Origin of the sequence: Mesorhizobium calcicola, assembly GCF_042682105.1 — a bacterium.
GTDB lineage: Bacteria > Pseudomonadota > Alphaproteobacteria > Rhizobiales > Rhizobiaceae > Mesorhizobium > Mesorhizobium calcicola.
Genome location: NZ_JBHUGY010000021.1, coordinates 1 through 16,472 on the forward strand (window position 1 = coordinate 1; position 16,472 = coordinate 16,472).

At 63.8% G+C, this 16,472-nt stretch carries 17 protein-coding genes and 3 pseudogenes; 8 read left to right on the forward strand and 12 right to left on the reverse strand.

The features are described 5' to 3' along the window. The first annotated feature begins 29 nt into the window (after positions 1 to 29). The 6 genes from ACFSQT_RS13905 (at position 30) to amaB (ending at position 6,061) form a co-directional block, all read left to right on the forward strand. Entirely contained in the window at positions 30 to 473 is a 444-nt protein-coding gene (locus ACFSQT_RS13905; RefSeq protein ID WP_379019452.1) for an alpha-E domain-containing protein, read from the forward strand. A gap of 67 nt (positions 474 to 540) precedes the next feature. Beyond that, on the forward strand, positions 541 to 1,425 hold the full coding sequence (locus tag ACFSQT_RS13910) for a transglutaminase family protein (protein ID WP_379019454.1): 885 nt from the start codon (positions 541 to 543) through the stop codon (positions 1,423 to 1,425). Positions 1,426 to 1,514: 89 nt separating this feature from the next. Then, entirely contained in the window at positions 1,515 to 2,606 is a 1,092-nt protein-coding gene (locus ACFSQT_RS13915; RefSeq protein WP_379019456.1) for a DNA topoisomerase IB, read from the forward strand. Positions 2,607 to 2,714: 108 nt separating this feature from the next. Beyond that, entirely contained in the window at positions 2,715 to 3,089 is a 375-nt protein-coding gene (locus tag ACFSQT_RS13920) for a YciI family protein (protein WP_379019458.1), read from the forward strand. Beyond that, positions 3,086 to 4,360 carry an RNA polymerase sigma factor gene (locus ACFSQT_RS13925; protein WP_379019460.1) on the forward strand — a complete coding sequence of 425 codons (1,275 nt, stop codon included), beginning with the start codon at positions 3,086 to 3,088 and terminating at the stop codon, positions 4,358 to 4,360. The genes ACFSQT_RS13920 and ACFSQT_RS13925 overlap by 4 nt, the downstream gene beginning before the upstream one ends. Positions 4,361 to 4,546: 186 nt before the next feature. Beyond that, positions 4,547 to 6,061 carry an L-piperidine-6-carboxylate dehydrogenase gene (amaB, locus tag ACFSQT_RS13930; RefSeq protein WP_379019462.1) on the forward strand — a complete coding sequence of 505 codons (1,515 nt, stop codon included), beginning with the start codon at positions 4,547 to 4,549 and terminating at the stop codon, positions 6,059 to 6,061. 50 nt (positions 6,062 to 6,111) lie between these two features. Here amaB and ACFSQT_RS13935 read toward each other — a convergent pair whose 3' ends face one another. The 12 genes and pseudogenes from ACFSQT_RS13935 to ACFSQT_RS13990 all read right to left on the reverse strand — a co-directional run. Continuing rightward, complete coding sequence (locus ACFSQT_RS13935; RefSeq protein ID WP_379019464.1) at positions 6,112 to 6,978, reverse strand: hypothetical protein; 867 nt, start codon at positions 6,976 to 6,978, stop codon at positions 6,112 to 6,114. After that, positions 6,979 to 7,842: a hypothetical protein gene (locus ACFSQT_RS13940; protein ID WP_379019466.1), complete on the reverse strand. Its 864-nt coding sequence runs from the start codon at positions 7,840 to 7,842 to the stop codon at positions 6,979 to 6,981. A gap of 374 nt (positions 7,843 to 8,216) precedes the next feature. Continuing rightward, a complete protein-coding gene (locus tag ACFSQT_RS13945; protein ID WP_379019468.1) occupies positions 8,217 to 8,648 on the reverse strand; it encodes a DUF6691 family protein in 432 nt (143 codons plus the stop codon). Between the two features lie 4 nt (positions 8,649 to 8,652). Next, positions 8,653 to 9,081 carry a YeeE/YedE family protein gene (locus tag ACFSQT_RS13950; RefSeq protein WP_379019470.1) on the reverse strand — a complete coding sequence of 143 codons (429 nt, stop codon included), beginning with the start codon at positions 9,079 to 9,081 and terminating at the stop codon, positions 8,653 to 8,655. Beyond that, complete coding sequence (locus ACFSQT_RS13955; RefSeq protein ID WP_379019472.1) at positions 9,078 to 9,422, reverse strand: ArsR/SmtB family transcription factor; 345 nt, start codon at positions 9,420 to 9,422, stop codon at positions 9,078 to 9,080. The genes ACFSQT_RS13950 and ACFSQT_RS13955 overlap by 4 nt, the downstream gene beginning before the upstream one ends. Then, positions 9,419 to 10,309, reverse strand: a complete 891-nt coding sequence (locus ACFSQT_RS13960; RefSeq protein WP_379019474.1) for an MBL fold metallo-hydrolase — start codon at positions 10,307 to 10,309, stop codon at positions 9,419 to 9,421. Before ACFSQT_RS13960 ends, ACFSQT_RS13955 begins: the two co-directional genes overlap by 4 nt. Before the next feature lie 32 nt (positions 10,310 to 10,341). Next, a complete protein-coding gene (locus ACFSQT_RS13965) occupies positions 10,342 to 10,764 on the reverse strand; it encodes a protein tyrosine phosphatase family protein (RefSeq protein WP_379019476.1) in 423 nt (140 codons plus the stop codon). Positions 10,765 to 11,197: 433 nt separating this feature from the next. Then, a complete protein-coding gene (locus ACFSQT_RS13970; RefSeq protein WP_379019478.1) occupies positions 11,198 to 11,533 on the reverse strand; it encodes a hypothetical protein in 336 nt (111 codons plus the stop codon). A gap of 117 nt (positions 11,534 to 11,650) precedes the next feature. Further along, positions 11,651 to 12,451 carry an endonuclease/exonuclease/phosphatase family protein gene (locus tag ACFSQT_RS13975; protein ID WP_379019480.1) on the reverse strand — a complete coding sequence of 267 codons (801 nt, stop codon included), beginning with the start codon at positions 12,449 to 12,451 and terminating at the stop codon, positions 11,651 to 11,653. Positions 12,452 to 12,651: 200 nt separating this feature from the next. Further along, a complete protein-coding gene (locus tag ACFSQT_RS13980; protein ID WP_379019482.1) occupies positions 12,652 to 14,115 on the reverse strand; it encodes a phospholipase D-like domain-containing protein in 1,464 nt (487 codons plus the stop codon). Positions 14,116 to 14,205: 90 nt separating this feature from the next. Then, positions 14,206 to 15,017, reverse strand: a pseudogene (locus ACFSQT_RS13985) (3-methyl-2-oxobutanoate hydroxymethyltransferase). An 8-nt stretch (positions 15,018 to 15,025) separates the two neighbouring features. Further along, positions 15,026 to 15,343 (reverse strand): annotated as a pseudogene (locus ACFSQT_RS13990) (TIM barrel protein); the annotation flags it as partial. On the opposite strand from ACFSQT_RS13990, the pseudogene ACFSQT_RS13995 reads away from it, so the two are divergent. Then, positions 15,334 to 15,753 (forward strand): annotated as a pseudogene (locus tag ACFSQT_RS13995) (invasion associated locus B family protein); the annotation flags it as partial. The pseudogenes ACFSQT_RS13990 and ACFSQT_RS13995 sit on opposite strands and share 10 nt — an antisense overlap. A gap of 13 nt (positions 15,754 to 15,766) precedes the next feature. Beyond that, positions 15,767 to 16,435, forward strand: coding sequence for a hypothetical protein (locus ACFSQT_RS14000; protein WP_379019484.1), 669 nt, complete (start codon positions 15,767 to 15,769; stop codon positions 16,433 to 16,435). The last annotated feature ends 37 nt before the right edge of the window (positions 16,436 to 16,472 follow it).

Genomic DNA, 16,472 nt, shown 5'->3' on the forward strand with positions numbered 1-16,472 from the left:
CCCCCCCCCCACACGGGTCCCCCCCCCCCGTGGGGGTTGGCTGGCGTTTCCTCGAGATCGGCCGGCGGCTGGAGCGCGGCATCCAGATCGCCCGCACGCTGTCCCGGCTGACCAGCGCCAAGGCGCCGGACGGCGCGCTCGACATGATGCTGGAGATCGGCGACAGCGTCATGACCCACCGCCGGCAATATCCGGTGCAGGCGGGCCGGCGCACAGTGATCGATCTTCTCGCGCTCGACCCGCTCAACCCGCGCTCCATCCTGTTCCAGCTCGAAAGGCTGAAGGCCGAGATCGGCCTGTTGCCGTCGCTCGGCGGCGAGGGGCATATGTCGCCGGCGGCGAAAGAGATCCTGCAGCTCAATACCGCCATCGCCATCAAGGAGCCTTCGGACATGACGGCAAAGGCGCTGGACGATCTCGCCCATGAAATCGGCGGCCTCTACAACAGCCTCGCCAAAGCCTATTTCGGCTAACCAGGTTCCGCAAACGTGTCGCAGGGTTTTGCGACAAGAACCTGCGCCAAGACAAGAAAAGTAGCGCATGCTTTACGACATCCGGCTCCATCTCCACTACGACTATGCGGCGGCGGCCGGCGGCGGTCGCCATCAGATCCGTGTGTTGCCATCGACGATTTCCGGCGTGCAGCGCGTCATAGCCGCGTCATTGTCGTTTGCGCCGGCGCCCAACGAACGTTCGGATTTTTCCGACTTCTTCGGCAACAACGTCACCTCGATCGCCTTTCGCGACGCGCATGACGCGCTCGACATAAGGATGAGCGCACGCGTGTCGGTGTCGCGGCCCGAGCCGGGGCTCGACGTGTCGCCGGATATCGGCCGGCTCAGGCAGGAGCTCGCCGCGGTGCGGTCGCTGGCGCCTGATACACCGCACCATTTTCTGACAGGCAGCACGCATGCCGGCCTCGATGGTGCGATCACTAGCTATGCGCACGACAGCGTCGGCGGCTCGGCCGCCGGCACGGCAATGGACCTGTGCGATCGCATCCATCGCGATTTCACCTATGATGGCGAGGCAACCACGGTGCGAACCCGGGCCAGCGATGCCTTCAAGCTGAAGCGCGGCGTCTGCCAGGACTTTTCGCACATCATGATCGCCGGCCTGCGCGGGCTCGGCATTCCGGCCGGCTATGTCAGCGGCTTCCTGCGCACCATCCCGCCGAAGGGCAAGCCTCGGCTGGAAGGCGCCGATGCCATGCATGCCTGGGTCAAGGTCTGGTGCGGGCGCGATGCCGGCTGGCAGGAATTCGATCCGACCAACGGCATGCGGGCCAGCAACGACCACATCACCGTCGGCTACGGCCGCGACTATTCGGACGTGGCGCCGATCGTCGGCGTGCTCAAGACCACGGGGGGACAGGTCGGCGAGCAGGCTGTCGACGTCATTCCGGTCGTGCTCGAAAAGGCCTGAAGCAGGCTTGGCGCCAGCGGGTTTTCGGACGGCGCGTGGAACCAGCAATCGGCCCGCAGCTTATCTACGGATATTTGCGTGGAGCAGACATGCTGCAAAAATCCGGATTGTCGCACAGCCGATCGGCTGATGAAGACGCTGTGCCGAAGAAGGGGGCGCAGACCTCGGCCGATCATGCATCGCTGACCTATGTCAGCGATGCCGAGCCCGGTATCCGGCGGATGAAGACAGGCAAGGGGTTTTCCTACCAGGGGCCGGACGGGCGGGCAGTTGCCGACACCACGAGGGCACGCATCGAGGCGATCGTCATTCCGCCGGCCTGGACGGATGTATGGATTTCGCCCGACGCCGCCGGCCACATCCAGGCAACCGGCAGGGACCAGCGCGGCCGCAAGCAATACCGCTACCATCCGCAATGGGCCGAAGAGCGTGACGGCGCCAAATATTCGAGCCTTGTCGCCTTCGCCGAAAGCCTGCCGGCCCTGCGGCGCCGGATCGACAGCGATCTGCGCCGTCGCGGCCTGCCGTTCGAGCGTGTCGTTGCCGCGGTCGTCTGGCTGCTCGACAACACGATGATCCGCGTCGGCAACGCCGCCTACGCCCGCGACAACAAGAGTTTCGGGCTGACCACGCTGCGCGACCGCCATGTCGATATCGTCGGCTCAAGCCTGCGTTTTGCCTTCAAGGGCAAGTCCGGCAAGGAGTGGAAGCTCAAACTCGTCGATCGCCGCATCGCCGGGATCGTGCGCGGCGCGCAGGACCTGCCGGGGCAGAAACTGTTCCAGTATCTCGATGAAGACGGCAACAGGCGGCCGGTCCGCTCCGAGGACGTCAACCTCTATATCAGGGAGGCCGCCGGCGATGCGTTCAGCTCGAAGCATTTCCGCACCTGGGGCGGCACCATCCACGCCGCGTCGCTGTTTGCGCAGACGCAATTGCCGGAAAGCCAGGCGCAGCAGAAGCGGGTGATGAACGGCGTCATCGACAAGGTCGCCGAGCGGCTGGGCAACACACGTGCCGTTTGCCGCAAATGCTACATCCATCCGCAGGTCTTCGACGCCTGGTCGCAAGGCCGGCTGCTCGACGAAATGGCGCAGGCCAACAAGGGCAAGCGCTCGATAGACGGTCTCGATGACGAGGAAGCTCTCGTGCTGAGATGGCTGAAGACGCGCGAGAGCTGACTGGCGGCAAGGGGCGGTCACCAAATGCGCAGCATCGGGATTTTTTTATCGACGTCGTGTCGGGATCGGTCCTACTGTTTCGTCCTTTGACTGAGAAAAGGACGAACCATGCTCTACGCAATCCTCTGCTATGCCTCCGAAGACGTCGTCAGCTCGTGGAGCAAGGCGCAGGACGATGAAGTCATCGGCAAGCTCCTCAACGTGCAGGAAAAGTACGCCCAGGCTGGACGCCTTGGCCCCGTGGCGCGGCTGTTGCCGACCACGGCGGCGACGACGCTGAGAAAGGTCAAGGGCGAGTCTGTCGTCATCGACGGGCCTTTCGCCGAGACCAAGGAGCAATTCCTCGGCTTCTACACGCTGGAATGCGCCGATCTCGACGAGGCTGTCGAGTTCGCCCGCGAACTGTCCGACGTCAACCCGAGCGGCGGCTCCTACGAGATCCGGCCGGTTCAGATGTTTCACACCAACAAGGTAGCCGTATGACCGACCTCGCCTGGATCAGCTCGGCGATCAGCGCCGCCCGTCCGCAAGCGATGGGCGCGCTGCTGCGCTATTTCCGCGATCTCGATACGGCGGAGGAAGCTTTCCAGGACGCGTGCCTCAGGGCCTTGAAGAACTGGCCGCAGAACGGGCCGCCGCGCGACCCGGCGGCCTGGCTGATCTTTGTCGGCCGCAACAGCGGCATCGACGCGGTGCGCAAGCGTGCCAAGCAGGCGCCGCTGCCGGAGGAAGACCAGATCTCCGACCTGGACGATGCCGAGAGCGATATCGCCGAGCGGCTGGACGGGGCGCACTACCGCGACGACATCTTGCGGCTGCTGTTCATCTGCTGTCATCCCGATCTACCGGCGACGCAGCAGATCGCGGTGGCGCTGCGCATCGTCTCGGGCATTACGGTCAAGCAGATCGCGCGCGCCTTCCTGGTCGGCGAAAGCGCCATGGAGCAGCGCATCACCCGCGCCAAGGCGCGCATCGCGGACGCCGGCGTGCCGTTCGAGACGCCGGGCGCGGTCGAGCGGTCGGAACGGCTCGCCGCTGTCGCCGCCATGGTCTACCTGATCTTCAACGAGGGCTATTCGACCAACAGCGGCGAGGCGCCGGCCCGCGCGCCGCTGTGCGATGAGGCGATCCGGCTGGCGCGGCTGTTGCTCAGGCTGTTCCAGACCGAGCCGGAGATCATGGGGCTGACGGCGCTGCTGCTGCTGCAGCATGCCCGCGCGCCGGCCCGTTTCGACGAAGAGGGCGAGATCGTGCTGCTCGAGGATCAGGATCGCAGCCTGTGGAGCCGCAAGATGATCGAAGAGGGGCTGGCGCTGGTCGACAAGGCGTTGCGCCATCGCAAACCCGGCCCCTACCAGGTGCAAGCGGCGATTGCCGCGCTGCATGCCCGGGCCGAGAAGGCCGAGGACACCGACTGGGTGGAGATAGACCTGCTCTATGGCCTGCTCGAACAGATGCAGCCGTCGCCGGTGGTCACGCTCAACCGCGCCGTCGCGGTCTCAAAGGTGCGTGGACCGGAAGAGGCGCTTGCCATGATCGAGCCGCTCGAACAGAGGCTTTCCGGCTATTTCCACTTCTTCGGCCTCAAGGGTGGCCTTTTGATGCAGCTTGACCGGGGCGAGGAGGCGCGCGTCGCGTTCGATCGTGCCATAGCGCTTGCCAACACGGCGGCGGAAGCCGCCCATATCCGCATGCACATCGACCGACTGATGAAAGACGGTGCCGTACGGGGACCTGCCCGCACGGCGAAATGACCGAATTGCGGTCTGGTTCAACGGTCTGCGCTCGGCTTGGACCATGCCGGGGTGGCGATTTTCCCCTGAAACGAGTAATGCCACGCCATGACAGCGCCTGAAGTGCCGTTCGGCACGCGGGGCGACATGACGCAAAGGCTTGACCCCTGTGCCCTATGAGGGCGACGGAATCTGAAAGGGACAAAAATGACGATAGCGAAGGAAACGGCCGAGCTTCTGGCGAAACTGGGTGTGGCCAAGGACGCGCTTGTAGGCGGCGACCTGATCGTGCGCAGCCCGGTGACGGGGGAGCAGATCGCGGCACTGAAGACGATCTCGCCGGCCGACGCGGCCAAGACCATCGATGCCGCCCACAAGGCGTTCCAGGCATGGCGGATGGTGCCTGGCCCGCGGCGCGGCGAACTGGTGCGGTTGCTCGGCGAGGAACTGCGCACGCACAAGGCCGAGCTTGGCCGGCTGGTCTCGATCGAGGTCGGCAAGATCCCGTCCGAGGGACTTGGCGAAGTGCAGGAGATGATCGACATCTGTGATTTCGCCGTCGGTCTTTCCAGGCAATTGTACGGCCTGACCATCGCCACCGAGCGCCCAGGCCATCGCATGATGGAAACCTGGCATCCGCTCGGCGTCGTCGGCGTCATTTCCGCCTTCAACTTCCCGGTCGCGGTGTGGTCGTGGAACGCCGCACTTGCGCTGGTCTGCGGCGACGCGGTGGTGTGGAAGCCGTCTGAGAAGACGCCGCTGACGGCGCTGGCCTGCGAGGCGATTTTTGCACGTGCGGTAAAGCGTTTCGGTACGGATGCGCCGCAGAGCCTGGCGCCGGTGCTGATCGGGGATCGCGCCGTCGGCGAGATCCTGGTCGACCACCCCAAGGTGCCGCTGGTTTCGGCCACCGGCTCGACCCGCATGGGCCGCGACGTCGGCCCGCGGCTGGCCAAGCGCTTTGCCCGCGCGGTGCTCGAGCTCGGCGGCAACAATGCCGGCATCGTCTGCCCGAGCGCCGATCTCGACATGGCTCTGCGCGCGATTGCCTTTGGAGCGATGGGCACGGCGGGACAGCGCTGCACGACGCTGCGGCGCCTGTTCGTGCATGACAGCGTCTATGATGCCCTGGTTCCAGGTCTCAAGAAGGCTTACGAAAGCGTGACGGTCGGCAATCCGCTGGAGACCTCCTCGCTGGTCGGGCCGCTGATCGACAAGGCTGCCTTCGACGCCATGCAGAAGGCGCTGAATGAGGCCACCGCGCATGGCGGCAAGGTGACCGGCGGCACGCGGGTCGAGAACGGCCATCCGGATGCCTATTATGTGCATCCGGCGCTGGTCGAAATGCCGAAACAGGTTTCGCCGGTGACGGAAGAGACCTTCGCGCCTATCCTCTATGTGATGAAATATTCGGATTTCGACGCCGTGCTCGACGAGCACAATGCGGTCGGCGCCGGCCTGTCGTCGTCCATCTTCACCCGCGACCTGCAGGAATCCGAGCGCTTCCTCGGTGTCGACGGTTCGGATTGCGGCATTGCCAATGTCAACATCGGCACCTCGGGCGCCGAGATCGGCGGTGCCTTTGGCGGTGAAAAGGAAACCGGCGGCGGTCGCGAGAGCGGCTCCGATGCGTGGAAGGCCTATATGCGGCGCGCCACCAACACGGTGAACTATTCCAAGGCGCTGCCGCTGGCCCAGGGCGTTTCGTTCGACATCGACTAAGAGCCCGCCGGCCGGCATTCAGCATCTCCCATATGGGGGATGCCCGGAGATCATCTGCCTGCCGGCGAGCCAAAGGCCTCGACGAAGGCGGCATCGATGATGGCCAGCTTGACGGTCTGGGCGGTCATGTATTCGCGGTAGAAATCGGCCGACACCCGCATCACCGAATTGCCGCGCTTGCCGAGCCAGCCGATGCTGCCAAGGTCCTCGGCATCGCGCAGCTTGCGCCCCAGATGGGTTCGCGACAGCTTGAGCCATTTGGCGAAATCGCCGATCGAGACGACGCCGGTCGGGATTTGAGACAGGTCGGCATCGTCGGGATCGACGGCCGAGATCAGCCAGTCCATGACGACGCCGCCATTGTTGAGCCAGGTGAACAGCGAAAAGGTCTGCTTGGGCTCACGCACCGGACTGGAAGAAACCAGCCCGTCGGCCACCAGCGGCTGCACCCTGGCGAGCGCGTCGGGCCGCTCCTGGAATGTCGCCAGACGGTTCGCGCCGTCGAGACTGTCCAGCGTGTGCAGATGCGCTATCATCCAGCCGGCAAGCACCTCCAGCGTGTTCACTGTGGGTTGTATGGGGCGGATGCGGCCGTCCTGTGTTGCCGGCAGGTGCTCGGTGAAACCGTAGTGCAGCATCTCCTTGATGAAGGCATCGGCGGTGTTGCGGCTGGCGACGGCGTTCTGGCGGATGACATCGATGAAACGTGCCGCCGTCAGTTGCTTGCGATAGTCATCGGGCTCCCGCCTGAAATGCAGGGCAAGGCCGATATGCGCCATCAGCCAACGCTGCTGGGTGGCGAACACCGACGCAAGCCGCGGGCTCATCCGATAGGCCTGGATCAGCGCCTGCGCCTGCGCCCGAACACAGCGAAACAATGCCGGGTGGCCGGCAATAAGCTCCAAGGTCAGCGCCATTCAGCGGGCCTCGGATTGCGGAAAACAGGCGTCGAAAGCGGCGTCGACAATGGCCAGTTTGGCGGCCTGGACGGTCATGTATTCCTGGTAGAACGTCTTCGACACCCACATCACCGAATGGCCGCGCTGGCCGAGCCAGCCGATGCTGCCGAGATTTTCGGCCGCGCGCAGCTTGCGGGCAAGATGGGTCCGCGAGAGCTTGAGCCATCTGGCAAAGTCGCCGATCGAAACCACGCTGGTCGGAATCCGGTCCAGGCCGGCATGATCGGGATCGATGCCGGACATCAGCCAGTCCATGACGATGCCGCCATTGTTGAGCCAGATGAACAGGGAAAAGGTCTGGTTGGGTTCGCGCACCGGCTTGGAGGAAAGCAGGCCGTCCGCCACCAGGGGCTGCAGCCTGGCAACCATCTCGGGCCGCTCCAGGAACCTGGCCAGCCGGTCGGCACCGTCAAGCTGATCCAGCGTCTGCAGATGGGCAAGGACCCAGCCGGTAAAAGTCTGCACGGTGGCCGCCGTCGGCTGCAGGGGGTGCGTGCGACCGTCGCCGCCCGACACATATTCGGCGATGTGGTAGTGCAGCATCTCCTTGATGAAAGCGTCCGCGGTGTTGCGGCTGGCCACCGCGTGCTGGTGCACGACCTCGATGAAACGCGACACCGTCAGCTCCGTGCGGCGGTCGTGAGGGTCACGCCTGAAATGCATGGCAAGGCCGACATGGCCCATCAGCCACCGCTGCTGCGTGGCGAAAATGGAAGCCAGCCGCGGGCTCTCTTCATAGATTTTGATCAGCGCCAGGGACTGTGCCTGAACATAGCGATGCAGGGCCGGATGGCCGGCGATGTCTTCCTGATTCAGCGCCATCCTCCTCGTGTTCCAGGCAAGCCTCCGCAACCCAGACGATGCAACCACATTTTCAGCCTTCGCCGCTTATGTCCAGACGTTCATCCCGGTGCGCAGGCCCGCGGCAACTCCGGCAGCGAGCGTCAGCGGTTTGCGTTCAGGTCGGCGATTGCCTCGTACTGGCTGAGGAAGACCCTTCCTGTGAGATCGCAGAGGAAGTGGGAGCGGCTTCAGGCGGATCCATCGCATAGGCAAGCGACCGTGGGATCAGCATGATCGTCACGATCACTGCTGCGATCAGGTCGTTGGTGAGGGTCGAGCGCCGATACCGCCGACTCCATTCCAGGACCGGCAGATAGCGTGATAGCCTTGTCATTGTGTTGCCTCAGCGGTGTTCAGCCGGTCCGGACTTGCGCCCGACTCTCAGCCAGCAGGCGCGCGCCCCACATGCCGAGGATCATCGCCGGGACGAAAGCCAGAGTTCCGGGTGCTCCCAGCCCAAGCGCGGTGAGTGCCGGGCCGGGGCAGAACCCGCCAAGTCCCCAGCCGATCCCGAAGATCGCCGGGCCGACGATCACGCGGGCGTCGATGTCGCTCGTCGTCGGCAGGTGAAAGCTGCCGCCGATTATCGGCTTGTCGCGTGTCAGCACCAGGCGATATCCGATGAATGCCACGAATACGGCGCCTCCCATGACGAAGGCAAGTGAAGGGTCCCAGGTGCCGAAGACGTCCAGAAAGTTGAGCACCTTCGCGGGATCCGCCATGCCCGAGATGACGACGCCGGCTCCGAAGAGCAGGCCGAGTGCGACGTTCACGAAGAAGGACATCGGATCAGCCTCCAATCACGTGGCGGACGAGAAAGACGGTGACGAACGCGGCCGCCATGAAGACGGCAGTCGCAACGAAGGAGCGTGTGGAAAGCCGCGAAAGCCCACACACGCCATGTCCCGAGGTACAGCCATTGCCCGACACCGAGCCGAAGCCGACGAGGAGCCCGGCTGCGATCATCAGGGGAATGCTCGAAGCCACGCTCTGCTGGATCGCCTCACCGGTCGTCACAACAATGGCGAGTGGCGCGGCGACGAGGCCGACGACAAAGCCGAACTGCGAAAGGAATGCATTGTCGCGATAAGGTGGCAGGAGCCTGCCGGCGATACCGGAGATGCCCGCTATGCGCCCCTCCCAAAGCATGAGCAGCACCGCCGAAAGGCCAATCATCATGCCGCCCACGAGCGATGCGAATGGAGTAAACTCGGTCATTGATCGATCCCTTGGTGATCCTTGCCCGGATGCTCGCAGAACATCCGGTACATCAGTCCGATGAATTCCGTGACCCGTCCGTCCGCGAGCCGGTAGAACATGTTCTTCGATTCCTTGCGGCCGACGATGAGTCCTGCGTCCCGAAGTTCGGCGATCTGCTGCGACAAGCCGGGCTGCCGGATGCCGAGCGTGTCCTCGAGATCGCGGACGGACCGTTCGCCATCCACCAGCGCGCAAACGATCATCAGTCGAGATGGATGGGTGAACTTTTTGAGGAACTCCGCCGCCTCGCCGGCATTAGCCACGAGATCGGCAGTCTTGGGGGCCAGATGGAGCTTCATTGGTCGTCCCATGCGGCGCCCTCAAGAGCATCGAGCGGGAACTTCAGGTAGCGCCTTCCATTCGCCTCTGGCTCAGGCAGCCGTCCTCCGTTCATGTTGATCTGCAGCGCGTGAAGGATCAGCTTCGGCATCGACAAGGTCTTGTCGCGGGCCTCGCGAACGTTCACGAACTCTGCTTCGGTCTTGCACTTCGACATGTGCGTGTTCTTTGCCTTCTCGTCGGCAACCGTGGATTCCCAAAGGGGCTCGCGGCCTCCGGGCTGGTAATCGTGCCCCGTGAAGATCCGCGTCTCGTCGGCGAGCGACAGGATCTTGATGATCGACCTATAGAGCCGCGACGCGCTCCCCCCGGGGAAATCGGCCCTCGCGGTTCCGGAATCCGGCATGAAGAGCGTGTCGTGGACGAAGGCTGCATCCCCGATGACATAGGAGATGGATGCCAGCGTATGCCCTGGCGACAACAGCACCCTAGCCGGGATGCTGCCTACCTTGAAGGTCTCGCCCTCGGCGAACAGCTTGTCCCATTGAGAGCCGTCGGCCGGGAAGTCAGGCCAGTCGTAGATGTCCTTCCAGAGCTTCTGCACCTCGACGACCTTCTCGCCAATCGCAGTTCGCGCGCCTGTCTTCTCCTTGAGGTACCGCGCGGCCGAGAAGTGATCGGCATGCGGATGCGTATCGAGGATCCACTCAACCTCGAATCCCTGCTCATTCACATAAGACAGGATCGCGTCCGCGTTCCGCGTCGCGGTCGCCCCGGACTTCTCGTCGAAATCAAGGACCGGATCGACGATCGCGCACTTCCTGGTCTCCAGATCGGCGACCACATACTGGACCGAGAAGGTGCGCTCGTCGAAGAAGCCCTTCACGAGTGGCTTGGTCGTGCTCATTAGATAACTCCTGGGAGAATAGAGTCCGTCGACTAGCGGCGTTGGACGTCCAGCCATTTGACCGCGCCGGAGAGGTCGAGACCGGCGGACTGGCCGAACGGGATCACGTCGTCCTTCTCCATGCGTCCGTCCAGGACCTCGCCGATGGCATAGAGGGTGGCGGAGCGTGTGCCTGTCTTGCAGTGTGCCAGAACCGGGCCGTCCGCCTGGGAGATAGCCTCCTGAAACGCGCGGACCTGGTCTATGCCGATCTGTCCCGAAGCGACGGGAATATGGCTGTACCGAAGCTGCTCTCCTTCGGCGACCGAACGGTTCGCGGCGGCAGTAGGCTGGCCCGGCTCCTCCCCGTCAGGACGGTTGTTGATGATCGCTGCGAAGCCCTGGGACCTCGCACGACGTATGTCCTCGGCGGTCATTTGCGGCCTGACATGGAGCCTCTCGGAAATCTGTTTCATGCGTCTGCTCCTTTGCCCCGATGGGCAGATGTAAGCTATGACGCCTAGATAGGTTAATTGCAAAAAAATGCAATAGATAATTCGCAATAGTTATGCTGCATAGCTCCGCCCGCGGGTGTCGGCGACAGCTTCTCGAATGTTGTCAGGGGTCAGAGCACCTCGATAGAGCCTCGGGCCTATCACACGCATGCATGCCGGGCAGGGAAAGGGCTCGCGCCTGCCGCCGGTTGCGAAGTTGCAGCGGCGTCTCCGCCATTGCGCTTCCGATCTCAATCTTCGAGTCACTCGCGGGAGAGAAGTATGCGCTCGCTTCAGCTCTCGGCGAAATCTAGCGCACCAACTTTGAGTGCCAGCGTTATTTCGTCAGCGGATCATCGGTTGATGAGGCAAATGAAACCGGCCGGCTTCCGCCGACCGGTTGTTCCAGGCGAAATCAGCCGCAGACGCGGACTTCCTCGATCACCCTGTGGTGGTGGCGCCAATGCTTGATCAGTTCGATATGGCAGCGATGATGGCGGTGGTGGCGGCGATATTCGCCACCCTGGTAGTCACCGAACTGCACGCCGTCGTTCTGGTCGTCACCATATTGGTTGTCGTTGTCGTACCGGTGATGATGGCGGCGGATGATGACCTGGCCGTTCTCGGACTGATCGTCCGGTGAATACTGGTTGTCGTCGGATTGGATAATCAAACTTGCGGCTTGCGTCGGCGCAATGACGGCGGCCGTTGCGGCCAATGCCAACATGGACGCTAAAATCAACTTTTTCATTTTCGTCCTCCTGAGAGTTCAAGACACGTAAACTCGCGAAACAACTGGGCGTTCCAGTGTAGATCTACACGCTTTGCGACGCCGGAGACATCAAGGCGTTATCGATGGCAGCATACGCTACAAGCGAACAAACGCCGTCAGCGGCAGGTGATCGGAGGCCACGCGCGACAGCGGCGTGTCATGCGCCTCCACGGCCGAGATCATTCCGTGCCGGTTGGCCATGATGCGATCGAGCGCCAGCAGCGGCATGTTCGACGGGAAGGTCGGAACCGCCGGCGGCAGCGGACCAAAGGTGACATGCAGCGTGTTGAGCGCGGAGCGGTTGCCGAGCCGCCATTCGTTGAGATCACCGAGCAGGAGCGTCGGCGTCTCGTCCGCGCTGTTCATGATATCGAGCACGACGCGAGCCTGCTGCGAACGGGACCGGCGCAGCAAACCGAGATGGGCCGCGATGACGCGCAGGGTCCGGTTTCCGTCGAGATCGATTTCCGCCACCACCGCGCCGCGCGGCTCCAGCCCCGGCAGCCTGATCTGATGCACGTCGCGAACGACGCCCTTCTTGAACAGCAGGACATTGCCGTGCCAGCCATGCCCCTTGCCATTGGCTGCAATCGGCACCGGCACCAGTCCGGTTTCATGTTCCAGACGAGACAGGTCGAGAAGCCCGTCACGGTCGCCGAAGCGGTTGTCGGCTTCCTGCAGCGCGATCACATCCGGATCGATTTCGCGGATGACGCGGCTGGTCCGTTCGGGATCGAACCTCCTGTCGATGCCGATGCATTTGTGCACGTTGTAGGAGGCAACCAGCGTTCCGGTCGTGCCCGTCCGCTCGGGCGCTGCGGCATTTGCCTTCTGCATTCTCCGGTCGCGAATGGATAGAAGCATGCTTGCCGGGAGGCTGCGTCCAGTTCTGTGCATATCTGTGCTGCTCGTCCTCGCTGGCTTCAAATCGGGCTACAGTCAAAATAGGTGCCGTCGGCGTATATTCCATGACAGGCAGGCTTCACAACGCGCCAACCTTGCCTGACGCGCGTCGCGTTTGAACGGATCAGGCCACGCGCTTCAGGTCTTTGTTTTGTCGTTGTCTCACAACCGGGGCCACTTTTGGGCGACATGCGTTAGAGATAGGGCGAACCGAGCCAAAGGACCCGGTCAAACAGTCTGATAAGGAACGGCCGGGCTCGCAAGGCGTCGAGGGTCACCGGCACGGCGCAGGCGAGCGCCGACCCGATCCGCGCCTCGATCTCGCTGGCAAAGCTGGCGTCGAGGATTTCGAGGTCGATCTCGAAGTTCAGCCGCAGCGACCGGGCGTCAAGGTTGGAAGAGCCGACATAGGCCCACACGCCGTCGATCGAAAGCAGCTTCGAGTGGTCGAAGGGTCCCTCGGTGCGCCAGACGCGGCAATAGTGCTTGAGAACCTGGTCGAACTGCGCGGCCATTGCGTGGTCGACAAGGAAGAGGTTGTTCACCGCCGGCACCACGATGTCGATCTCGACGCCGCGTCGGCCCGCGGTTATCAACGCGCTGATCAGCTCGCGGTCCGGCAGGAAATAGGGCGACATCAGGCGGATCGATTTGCGGGCGACGGAGAATGCACCGATCAGCAGCTTGTGGTTGGTCTCGATGCTGGCGTCCGGGCCGGACGCGACCGCCCGCACCAGCATCGGCAGGCCAGGCGCCGGCAACAGCGGCACAATTTGCCAGGCATCGCCCTTCAGCGCCTCGTCGGTGGCGAAGCGCCAGTCCTCGGCGGCGATCGAGAAGAGGTCGTCGACAACCGGACCGGTGACCCGGAAATGCGTGTCCCTGGCGCTGTCGGAGCCGGCGAACTCGGTCGAGAAGCCCTTGCGGATGTTCATGCCGCCGGTGAAGGCGACCGTGCCGTCAACCACCAGGATCTTCCTGTGGGTCCTCAGATTGGCGTAGGGCAGGCGCAGGCCCATCACGATGTTGCCGTTGAAGACATCGGCGGTAATGTTGGCGCTGCGCAGGTGCCCCAGGATGCTCGGCACGGAATAGCGGGCGCCGACGGCATCGATCAGCACGCGGACCGCAACGCCGCGCCGGACGGCGTTGGCCAGCGCTTCGACGAAGAGCAGGCCGACGGCGTCATTGTCGAAGATGTAGGTCTCGAGCAGGACGCTGCGCTCGGCGCCGTCGATCGCCGCGCACATGGCGGCATAGGCTTCGTCGCCCGTCTCCAGCACCGCGATTGCATTTCCCGGGTTGAGCGCGCGCCGCGCCACCCTGTCGCCCAGGGTCCGCAGACCGGTGAACCGCTGCCCGTATCGCTCGACGATCAAGGCCTCTTCGGCGGCGACGTCGCGCTCATGCTTGGCGGATGCCGCATCGCCGGCAAGCGGGCGCTGGGCGCTGATCGAGGCGCGGCGGATTCGGTTGATGCCGGCGACCGCATAGATCAGGACGCCGATGATGGGCGACAGCACCATGACGCCGACCCAGCCGGTGGCGGCGCGGACATCCTCCTTGGTCATGACGACGTGGATGATGCCGACGGTCGCCATCACCACCGAGATGATCGCAAGGATTTGGGGCCAGTGAGTCGCCAGAGTCTGCAGCATTGCCGGAACTATCCAGCGAGCGGTTGCAGAAGGCAATGCGGCCGATCATGCCCCGGGCGTTGAACAGGCTGCATGCCTCCAGGCAAATCACTAGAGGCCCAGCGACGCCTTGAAGGCAGAAAGCTCCTCGTCGGTGACGGGGACGACGTGCTGCGGTTCGGGATAGGCGCCCGTCTGCACGTCGGATATGAACTCGCGATAGGCGGCGATGCGCTCGCGCTGCAGCCGCTCATATTCGGCGGCGAAATTACGGTAGGTCTTGGCGTGGCGCGGCCTATGGCCGGCAGTGTGGCCGAGCACGTCCTCGCTGAAAAGATACTGCGCGTCGGCATGCGGCCCGGCGCCCATGCCGAGCATGATCATGGCGTATTCCTCGTGATCAGTTCGGCAACCCGGTCGGGCACCACCTCCAGTTCGGCGCCAAAGCAGCCGATGGCCTCCAGGCGCTTGACGTGATCCCACACCGCACGCGCACTCTCGGCCGTCCTGCCGACGGCCTTGAACCCACCGGGCCTGGTGCATTGCGAGGGGATCAAGCCGACATGGGCGACGACCGGCACCGCGTTGTCGCAGAGCGCCTTCTGGATATCGAGGGAGGCGGCGCAGTAGAAACAGTCGCCGCCGATGCGCATGAATTGGTAGGCGGTTTTCAGATAATCCTCCGAGGTGACCAGATTGCCGGCGGGGCCGTAAGGGAGTCCAACCTGCACGAAGCATCGGCCGGCCGCCTCGCGCATCTCGGGCGAGAAGCAGCGGCCCTCGATCGAAAGCATGTCGACGCCGGCCGCATCCGCTGCCGCCGCCTCTTCGAGAGAGGTGACGTAGAGCATGGAAATCTTTTGTCCGCGGCCCTTCATGGCGCGGATGTCGGCGACGGTGGGACGGCTGCTCTTGGTGACCATTTTGTTCCTCAGACGGTGAAAGCTTCGCGGAAGGCCTGCAATGCCGCCTCGGGATCACCGGAGGAAAACGCCTCCATGCCCACCGGCCCGCGGTAGCCCATGTCCTTCAGTGCGCAGGCGATGCCGCGATAGTTGACCTCGCCCGTGCCGGGCTCCAATCGTCCCGGCACATCGGCCACCTGGATCTCGCCGATCCATGGCAGGCAGGCGTGGCACAGCTCGACCAGGTTCCCTTCGCCGATCTGTGCATGGTAGAGGTCGAGATTGAGGCGAAGGCCCGGCCGGTTGACGCTCGATACCAGCGCGAGCGTGTCTTCGCACCATCCGTCCCTTTGAAAACTGGACGCTGATCTGCGACGAGAACCTCAAAGCCCGCAAGAAGGTCTGCAATGTCTCGCAGGTGATTGAGGACACATCCGGCAAGATGGCCTTCAGCTGGTCGCTGGCCGCCACGCAGGACGGCAAGCCGTACATGATCCTGCGCACCGCGCCGAACGCCAAGAGCGACGGCCTGGTGTCGCTGAAGTTCGACGGGCGAAGCCAGGCGATCGACGTTCACCTGAACGGCTGCAACGAAGTGGTCTGTGTCGGCATGTTGCCGGTGGGGCCCGTCATGCGCCAACAGATTTCGCAGAATGCGACGCCGGCGATCTCCTACTCGACCGTCGACGGTCAGACGATCACCGTGACCGCAACGCTCAAGGGGCTGACGGCGGCCCTTTCGCCAGTCAAATAACCGAGGCAGCACCATGAGCCAGCAGGACCAGTTTTTGTCCGCAAAACGCAGCAGCCCGACCGTCGAGACGGATCGGCCCGGGCTCGTCGAGCCGGCGCGGTGGCGATGGCCGCGCGTCATCGGATTTTCGCTGTTGGGGCTGGCGATGGCAGGCCTTGGTTTCGCCGTCGCGAACCATGCCGCGATCGCCAATCTGGTCGGCGGTGCGACGGCTGCACAGGCCGAGGCAGCGGCCCCCGCGCTTCCCGACACGCCTTTCCTCCAGCACGTCAAGCAAGCCGGTGTGCAGGCCTGTTCAACGGTCTTTCCGGTGCTCGGAGAGATTTTGACGACCGGCACGAAATACAGCGTCAAATCGCTGTGGAACGACCAGGCCGCCGACAAGCATGCCGTTCAGGCCTTTGTCGGCATGGATTATGCGACGGAACGATATAGCGGGCCGGCCGCCGGCGTCGTTTTCGCATCGCCCACCGCTTCGGGTTGCGAGGGGGCGATGGTGCGGGTGGCGCCGTTCGCCAGCCCGTGCACCGACATCCCGTCCATTCTTCCGCGAGGCAGCAAGATCACCGACCACCTCGGGCAGATCGAGGTATACGAGCTTGGCGGGGACGCGGGGGAAGCCCTTCTCCTGCCGACGGGCAACAGCTGTGTGGTGATCTCCGTTGCTTCGGCGGCGAAGTGAGGACGCGACGCTGATGGCGACCAAAGCGCGTCGCGTT